The sequence below is a fragment of the Pseudorhodoplanes sp. genome, from assembly GCF_035565855.1.
Taxonomy (GTDB): domain Bacteria; phylum Pseudomonadota; class Alphaproteobacteria; order Rhizobiales; family Xanthobacteraceae; genus Pseudorhodoplanes.
On sequence record NZ_DATMRX010000082.1, the window covers coordinates 1 to 7,628 of the forward strand.

The 7,628-nt window shown below is 64.4% G+C and carries 8 protein-coding genes and 1 pseudogene; 8 read left to right on the top strand and 1 reads right to left on the bottom strand.

What is annotated here, in order from left to right; all coding sequences use genetic code 11:
* The 3 genes and pseudogenes from VN004_RS04600 to VN004_RS04610 form a co-directional block, all read left to right on the top strand.
* A pseudogene (locus VN004_RS04600) lies at nt 1-205 on the top strand (5'/3'-nucleotidase SurE); the annotation flags it as partial.
* Nucleotides 206-253: 48 nt separating this feature from the next.
* Nucleotides 254-907 (top strand): protein-L-isoaspartate(D-aspartate) O-methyltransferase, encoded by a 654-nt coding sequence (locus tag VN004_RS04605; protein WP_325607480.1) that lies wholly within the window; start codon nt 254-256, stop codon nt 905-907.
* Nucleotides 908-1,025: 118 nt separating this feature from the next.
* Complete coding sequence (locus VN004_RS04610; RefSeq protein ID WP_325607482.1) at nt 1,026-2,498, top strand: peptidoglycan DD-metalloendopeptidase family protein; 1,473 nt, start codon at nt 1,026-1,028, stop codon at nt 2,496-2,498.
* 31 nt (nt 2,499-2,529) lie between these two features.
* On the opposite strand, the gene VN004_RS04615 is transcribed toward VN004_RS04610, so the two are convergent.
* Nucleotides 2,530-3,456 (bottom strand): ATP-binding protein, encoded by a 927-nt coding sequence (locus VN004_RS04615; protein WP_325607484.1) that lies wholly within the window; start codon nt 3,454-3,456, stop codon nt 2,530-2,532.
* A 286-nt stretch (nt 3,457-3,742) separates the two neighbouring features.
* Here VN004_RS04615 and yajC point away from each other — a divergent pair, with 286 nt between their 5' ends.
* The 5 genes from yajC to VN004_RS04640 all read left to right on the top strand — a co-directional run.
* The gene (gene yajC, locus VN004_RS04620) at nt 3,743-4,075 is read left to right on the top strand and encodes a preprotein translocase subunit YajC (protein WP_325607486.1); all 333 of its coding nucleotides are present in this window, start codon (nt 3,743-3,745) and stop codon (nt 4,073-4,075) included.
* A gap of 66 nt (nt 4,076-4,141) precedes the next feature.
* Nucleotides 4,142-5,749 (top strand): protein translocase subunit SecD, encoded by a 1,608-nt coding sequence (gene secD, locus VN004_RS04625; protein ID WP_325607487.1) that lies wholly within the window; start codon nt 4,142-4,144, stop codon nt 5,747-5,749.
* Between the two features lie 66 nt (nt 5,750-5,815).
* A complete protein-coding gene (secF, locus tag VN004_RS04630) occupies nt 5,816-6,805 on the top strand; it encodes a protein translocase subunit SecF (RefSeq protein WP_325607491.1) in 990 nt (329 codons plus the stop codon).
* Between the two features lies 1 nt (nt 6,806).
* A complete protein-coding gene (locus VN004_RS04635) occupies nt 6,807-7,190 on the top strand; it encodes an Mth938-like domain-containing protein (RefSeq protein WP_325607488.1) in 384 nt (127 codons plus the stop codon).
* Between the two features lie 20 nt (nt 7,191-7,210).
* The coding region (locus VN004_RS04640; RefSeq protein ID WP_325607489.1) for a squalene/phytoene synthase family protein at nt 7,211-7,628 on the top strand (418 nt) is incomplete at its 3' end.

The window sequence follows — 7,628 nt, forward strand, 5'->3', positions numbered from 1 at the left end:
TCAGGAATTGCTGCGGATCGAGCCGCGATTCGATGGCCGCTCGAACCCGTATTACTGGATCGCCTTCGCGCGCAAGGGCAAGCCGACACCGGTCGACGGCACCGACCTGTCGGCGCTGGCGCAGAACCGCATTTCGATCACGCCGCTGCGGCTCGATCAGACTGACCAGGATTTCATGACGCGGCTCGCCGAAGGATTCGATTAGACTGTCGCTCGCCGGGACGCGCCCCGGACGGACAGGAGGGCCCATGCCATGTGGCCGTCTCGGAACAAGAACATGGACCGCATGGAGTTCCTGCTGACGCTGCGGCGTCGCGGGATCACCGACAACGCCGTGTTGCGCGCCATGGACGAAGTGCCGCGCGAGAAATTCGTCAGCGAGGAGACCAGGGAACAGGCCTACCAGGATCACGCGTTGCCGATCGCCTGCGGCCAGACCATCAGCCAGCCCTATGTCGTCGGCTACATGACCGAATTGCTGGAGCTCGCCTCGCATCATCGCGTGCTCGAGATCGGCACCGGCTCCGGCTATCAGGCAGCGGTGCTGTCACGGATCGCGGCGCATGTCGTGTCCATCGAACGCTACCGCACGCTCGCCGAGAAAGCCCGGCGCACCTTCGATCAGATCGGCTACACCAATATTGACGTATTGATCGGCGACGGGCTTGAAGGTGCGCCGAACCTTCCGCCATTCGATCGCATCATCGTCACCGCGGCGGCCGAGACGATCCCCGATGCTTTGGTCAACCAGCTTGCCGACGATGGCATCATGGTATTGCCGCTCGGTCCGAAGAACGGCCCGCAGCACATCGTTCGCCTGCGCCGCACGAAAGATGGGATCGAACGCGAAGATCTGATTCCTGTGCGATTTGTGCCGCTCGTTGAAGGGCGCGCGAAGGAATTGTAACCGCGGCGGACGTTTCAACCTCGCTTAACCTTGACGCTTCGATATGGCTTAAAACCTTATTTACTCCGCGGGTGTTTAACTCGGCTCACTGTCTTGTAGCGTGAGTGAGTTTTGTACGATGCGTTCTGCTGAGCCCGCCCGCTCGCCTGCTGCGCCCCGTCTGGCGGTATGCGCGGCGCTCGCTCTGACGACCGCTGCCTGCTCGAGTGACGTCAACCGCATCGAACAACCGTTTTCCAATCCATTCTCGTCGCAGCCGGCAACGACCGGCTCCGTTCCCGCGCAGCAGCCGCCGCAAGGTCAGATTCACAGCCAGCCGCTGCCGCCCGCGCAGCCTTATCCTCAGCAGCCGGCGCCGTATTATCAGCAATCCTATCAGCAGCCCGCACCCGGCTATCAGCCGCCGGCCCCACATGCGCCGGCGACTGTCCAGCCGGCCACCTATCAGCCGCAGGCCGCATCCGCGCCGCGCGGCGGACATGCCTATCCGTCGCAGCCTGCCGTCACCGGCTCTGTCGGCCCGCGGACCGCGCAGCAGCAGGGGACCTGGGATTGGAAAGGCGGCACGCCAATCACCGTGGCGCAAGGCGAGACCCTCAACTCGATTTCGCGGCGCTACGGCGTTCCGCCCCTCGCCATTGCCGAGGCCAATGGCATGACCACCGCGACCCCGGTCTATCCGGGCCAGCGTCTTGTCATCCCGCGCTACAATTATTCCGGTCCGCCGCCGGCCGTGCCGGCCGCTCCGCCGCGTGCGCCCCAGATCGCCTCAGCGCCCGCGACCACCGGCAGCATCCGCCAGGCTCCGCCGGCGCGTCCGCTTGCGGCGCAAGGTCAGGTGCACACCGTCGCGCCCGGCGAAACCATGTTCAGCATCGGCCGCCGCTACAATGTCAGCCCGGTCGCGATCGCGCAGGCCAATCGCCTTCCGCCCCACCACAAGCTGCGGATGGGCGAGCAACTGACGATTCCCGGCGTCTCCCGCGTCGCGCAGGTGCCGCAGCAGCCGGCGCGGACGCCGGCGCCGACGCCGGCACCGGTCGTGCAGCGTCAGCCGCAAGTCGCCCCGATGCCGCCCGCCCAGCGCGTCGCCGAAGCGCACGCAGAGCCGATGCCGTCGGCGCGCGTGATGGCTCCCGTGAAAGAGGCGCCGACACCGGTCGAGCAGGCCAAGCAAGACAAGGAAGAGCAGGCCGCATCCAATAACTCGCCCGGCTTCCGGTGGCCGGTGCGCGGCCGTGTGATTGCAGGTTTCGGTCCGAAGCCGACCGGTCAGCAGAATGACGGCATCAATATCGCAGTGCCGGAAGGCACCCCGATCAAGGCCGCCGAGGATGGCGTCGTGGCTTATTCGGGCAACGAGCTGAAGGGGTACGGCAACCTCGTTCTGGTGCGCCACGCCAACGGACATGTCACAGCCTATGCGCATGCCAGCGAATTGCTGGTGAAACGCGGCGAGGCGGTGAAGCGCGGGCAGGTGATCGCCAAGTCCGGTCAGACCGGCAACGTGTCGTCACCGCAATTGCATTTCGAAATCCGCAAGGGCGCGACCCCGGTCGACCCGATGCAATTCCTCACCGGGGCATCGTAAGCGCTCTTCGTTGACGGCTGTGGGGGATCGGCTACGACAGCCGCACGCCCTTGCGGCCGGCATAGTCCTGGATGAATTGCCACGCCACGCGCCCTGATCGCGAACCGCGCGTCGTCGACCATTCGAGAGCCTCGCGTCGCAATTCCTCTGGCTCGAACGGGATGCGGAAATGCCGCACATACCCGTCGACCATGGCGAGGAACTCATCCTGGCTGCATTTGTGGAAGCCGAGCCAGAGACCGAAGCGATCGGACAATGACACCTTTTCTTCGACCGCTTCGCCGGGATTGATCGCGGTCGAGCGCTCGTTCTCCATCATGTCGCGCGGCAACAGGTGGCGGCGGTTCGAGGTGGCATAGAGGAGCACGTTTTCCGGCCGGCCCTCGATGCCGCCTTCGAGCACGGCCTTGAGCGACTTGTAGGAGGTGTCGTCGCCGTCAAAGGAAAGGTCGTCGCAGAACACGATGAAGCGGAACGGGGCGTCCCGCAGGATGGTCATCAGTTCGGGAAGACTCTCGATGTCCTCGCGATGGATTTCGATCAGCTTCAGTTGGCCGGGCTTCGGCGACGCGGCGTTGACGCTGGCATGAGCAGCCTTGACGAGGGACGACTTGCCCATGCCGCGCGCGCCCCAAAGGAGGGCATTGTTGGCGGGCAGGCCGGCCGCGAACCGCTCGGTGTTCTCGATCAGGGTGTCGCGCATGCGGTCGATGCCGCGCAGAAGGCCGAGATCGACCCGGTTCACGCGCTTGACCGGAGCCAGCACGCTGCCGTCGGCATGCCAGATGAAGGCGTCGGCGGCGTTGAAATCCGGGGCTTTTTTCGGCGCCGGCGAAAGACGCTCCAGCGCCGCCGCGATGCGATCGAGAGTGGTGGATTCGGCTTGGGCCGGTTTCGACCGCGATGGTTTGGCCGCGCGAGCCGGGGTGCGTTTTACGGGCTTTCTGGCTTTGGCCATGCGGCAGGATATCCTCTTGCGGCGGGGTGAGGCACCCCATAGCGGCACGGAAAAAGGCCTGCAAGGCCAGTGATTTGCCGGGGACTTGCGGCATCTTGGCTCAAACGCGCCGCAACATTGCAATTGGGCTGGCGGCCGCTATAGTCCGCGCCGTTTTGGCGCAATGATTTGCGCCGGACTCAACTGAAAATCCAAGGCTTGCTGGTGTCCTTCGACCTCGAAGTCCGCTCACGAGCAAGCCGCCCATTCACGCGGACTTCGGAATCGGGACACTAGAGGCCGTTCGATGCTGATCACGCCCGCCTATGCGCAGGCCGCCGGTGGCGATGCCAATTCGATGCTGGTTTCGTTGCTGCCTTTCGTCCTGATTTTCGTCATCATGTATTTCCTGATCCTGCGGCCGCAGCAGAAGCGCGTGAAGCAGCACCAGGAGATGGTGAAGAATGTGCGCCGCGGTGACACGGTGGTGACCTCTGGCGGTCTGATCGGCAAGGTCACCAAGGTGATCGACGACGACCAGATCGAGGTCGAGGTTGCCGACGGCGTGCGTATCCGGCAGGTGCGTCAGATGATCACCGACGTGCGCGCCAAGGGCGAGCCGGTCAAGGACGAGGCCTAATGGCAATCGGCGTGACGGGGGCGCGCCTCATTTTCCGCCACAACCGACGCCATACGGACTGAACCGATGCTTTACATCTCGCGCTGGAAGACACTGGCGATCCTCGCGGTCACCCTGATCGTGTGCTCCTTCGCGATTCCGAATTTCTTTCCGAAAGACGTTGTCGAAAAGTGGCCGAAATGGGCGCAACGTCACATCGTGCTGGGCCTCGACCTGCAGGGCGGCTCTCACATCCTGCTCGAGGTGGATTCGGCCGCCGTGCGCAAGGAGAAGGTCGAGGCGCTGCGTTACGACGTGCGGCGCGTGGTCCGCGAAAATCGGCTGGGCAGCCCGGCTGCGGCGACGATCCGCGGCAATTCGGTCGAGTTCCGGATTCGCGAAGGCGTCGATCCCAATGTCGCGATGCAGAAGTTCCAGGAATTGTCGCAGCCGCTTGGCGGACTGCTGCAGGCCTCCGGACAACGCAGCGTCGATGTCGTCAATCTCGGCGGCGGCCTGTTCCGTCTGACGGTGACCGAGCCCGCCTTGCTGGAGCGCATCCGCCAGTCGGTCGACCAGTCGATCCAGATCATCGAGCGCCGCGTCAACGAACTCGGCACCGTGGAGCCGTCGATCGCCCGTCAGGGCGTCGACCGCGTGCTGGTGCAGGTTCCGGGATTGCAGGACCCGCAGCGCCTGAAAGATTTGCTCGGCAAGACCGCCAAGCTGACCTTCCGGATGGTCGACACGACTGCGACGCCGGAGCAGGCGGAGGCGGGGCGTCTGCCGCCGGATTCCGAGTTGCTGCGCGGCAGCAAGTCGGAGAATGGCCAGCCCTATGTGATCGAGCGACGCGTCGTCGTCTCCGGCGAGGATCTCGTCGATGCGCAGCCTGGCTTCGACCAGCGCACCAGCGAACCGGTGGTCAATTTCCGCTTCAACAACAATGGCGCGCGACGCTTTGCCGAAGCCACCCAGGCGAATGTCGGCCGGCCCTTTGCGATCGTGCTCGACAACGAGGTGATCTCGGCGCCGGTGATCCGCGAGCCGATCATCGGCGGATCGGGTCAGATTTCCGGCAATTTCACCGTGCAGTCCGCGAACGACCTCGCGATCCTCCTGCGCGCCGGCGCGCTGCCGGCGCCGTTGACGATCATCGAGGAGCGAACCGTCGGTCCCGGCCTTGGCCAGGACTCCATCGACAACGGCATGCGCGCCGCCTGGATCGGTTCGCTTGCGGTCATCATCTTCATGTTCGCGACCTACGGCCTGTTCGGGCTGTTCGCCAATATCGCCGTGGTGGTCAACGTCGCGATGATCTTCGGCATCCTGTCGCTGCTCAATGCCACGCTGACCTTGCCCGGTATCTGCGGCATCGTTCTCACCGTCGGCATCGCGGTGGACTCGAACGTGCTGATCTACGAGCGCATCCGCGAGGAGGTGAGGGCAGGGCGATCGGCGCTCAACGCCATCGACGCGGGCTTCACCCGCGCGCTCGCGACCATCCTTGACTCCAATATCACGACCTTCATCGCCGCAGCCGTGCTGTTCTATATCGGAACCGGCCCGGTTCGCGGCTTCGCAGTGACGCTCGGCATTGGCATCGTGACAACGGTGTTTACAGCTTTCACCCTGACGCGATTGATGGTGGCCCTGTGGGTGCGCTGGTGGCGTCCACGAACCGTCCCGATCTGAGATTCGAGAACGCCCGTGCGCATTCCTCTTCTTCGTATCGTTCCGGACGATACCAAATTCGACTTCATGCGCTTCCGGCGCATCAGTTTCCCGATATCGGCAATCCTGTCGATCGCGGCGATCCTTCTGTTCTTCTTCAACGGCCTCAATCTCGGCGTCGACTTTGTCGGCGGCACGCTGATGGAGGTGCAGTCGAAATCGGGACCCGCCGACCTTGCGAAGATGCGCTCGACCGTGGGTTCGCTCAATCTCGGTGAGGCGCAGCTTCAGCAATTCGGCTCGCCGACCGACGTTCTGATCCGCATCCCGCAGCAGCCCGGAGGCGAACTGGCGCAGCAGCAGGCGGCGCAGAAGGTGCGGGAAGCGCTGGGCGATGGCATCGAAGTGCGCCGTATCGAGGTCGTGGGACCGCGCGTCTCGACCGAACTTCTCGCCTACGGCATTTTCGGCCTCCTGGTCGCGATCTGCGGCATCTTCATCTATCTCTGGTTCCGCTTCGAGTGGCAGTTCGCGCTCGGCGCGATGATCGCCAACGTGCACGATCTCGTGCTGACGATCGGCTTCCTCTCGTTGATGCAGATCGATTTCGATCTGAACGGCATCGCCGCGCTGATGACCATCCTTGGCTATTCGCTGAACGACACCGTCGTGATCTACGACCGCATTCGCGAAATGCTGCGCCGTTACAAGCGCATGTCGATTGCGGACCTCCTGAACATCTCGGTCAATTCGACGCTGTCGCGCTCGGTCATCACCCACGTTACCGTGACCCTCGCGCTGCTCGCGCTGTTCTTCTTCGGCGGCCACGCCATTCACGCCTTCACGGCGACGATGCTGTTCGGCGTGGTGCTCGTCGGCACCTACACCTCGATCTTCATCGCCGCGCCGATCCTGATCTATCTCGGCGTCGGCTACGGACGCGAGGAGGCCAACGAGCCTGCGCCCAAGGAGTTCGTCCCCGAGGTCGAAACCGCACCCAAGGCGGCCGGTTCGAAGGCCGCCGAATCCAAGACGGCCGGCTCCAGGGCGGGCAAGCCCACCGCGGCCAAGCGCTGAGTTGGACGTCTCGGACAAGCGCCCGCATTATCCGCGGCCGGCGCCGATCGAATCCTATGGCCGAGGCGGATTCCGCTTCGCCGACATGTCGCATCGCGGCTCGCTGCTGCTTCTGCCGAGCGGCATCTGGGCCTGGCCCGTCAGCGAGCCGGCAGGGATCACCGCCGAGACGCTCGCACCGGTGATCGCGGAAGCGGAAAAGATCGGTATCCTCTTGATCGGCACCGGCCCGGCGCGCTGGCCGCTCCCCGCCGAGCTGATGCAACTCTTTGCCGCGCACCGCATTTCAGCCGAGACCAGCCGCACCGGTCAGGCGGCCAATACCTATAATATCCTGCTCGAAGAGGGACGGCGCGTGGCGGCGGCCTTGATTGCAGTCGACTGACACGCGGACGCAAGAACCGCATGACCGGACCATCCGATTATTGCGAGGATCTCGTGCGCGATCGCGACAAGGATCGCTTTCTCGCAACGCTGTTCGCGCCTGCGACACGCCGGTCCGATCTGTTCGCCTTGTATGCCTTCGACCTCGAAACGGCGGCCGTAGCCACGCGGGTGCGCGATCCGGTGGCGGGAGAGATCAGGCTGCAATGGTGGCACGATGCCCTCACCGACGACCAGGCGGCGTCGGGTCATCCCGTTGCGGACGCGCTGAAGGAGATGCTGCCGCGCCATGGCCTGAACAGGACCGATGCGCTCGATGTCATCGATGCGCGGCGCAGGGCCCTCTATCCGGACAGCGAAGTCAGCGAGGCCGCGTTCGAACTCGCCGCATCGGAAACCGAGGGCGCGATCTTTCGCATGGCCGCGCAGGTGCTTGATC

What these genes read in the sequence shown, in the direction of transcription:
- VN004_RS04615 (WP_325607484.1), bottom strand. Translation starts at nt 3,456, where the DNA reads ATGGCCAAAGCCAGAAAGCCCGTAAAACGCACCCCGGCTCGCGCGGCC.
- VN004_RS04605 (WP_325607480.1), top strand. Translation starts at nt 254, where the DNA reads ATGTGGCCGTCTCGGAACAAGAACATGGACCGCATGGAGTTCCTGCTG.
- secF (WP_325607491.1), top strand. Translation starts at nt 5,816, where the DNA reads ATGCGCTTCCGGCGCATCAGTTTCCCGATATCGGCAATCCTGTCGATC.
- VN004_RS04610 (WP_325607482.1), top strand. Translation starts at nt 1,026, where the DNA reads ATGCGTTCTGCTGAGCCCGCCCGCTCGCCTGCTGCGCCCCGTCTGGCG.
- yajC (WP_325607486.1), top strand. Translation starts at nt 3,743, where the DNA reads ATGCTGATCACGCCCGCCTATGCGCAGGCCGCCGGTGGCGATGCCAAT.
- secD (WP_325607487.1), top strand. Translation starts at nt 4,142, where the DNA reads ATGCTTTACATCTCGCGCTGGAAGACACTGGCGATCCTCGCGGTCACC.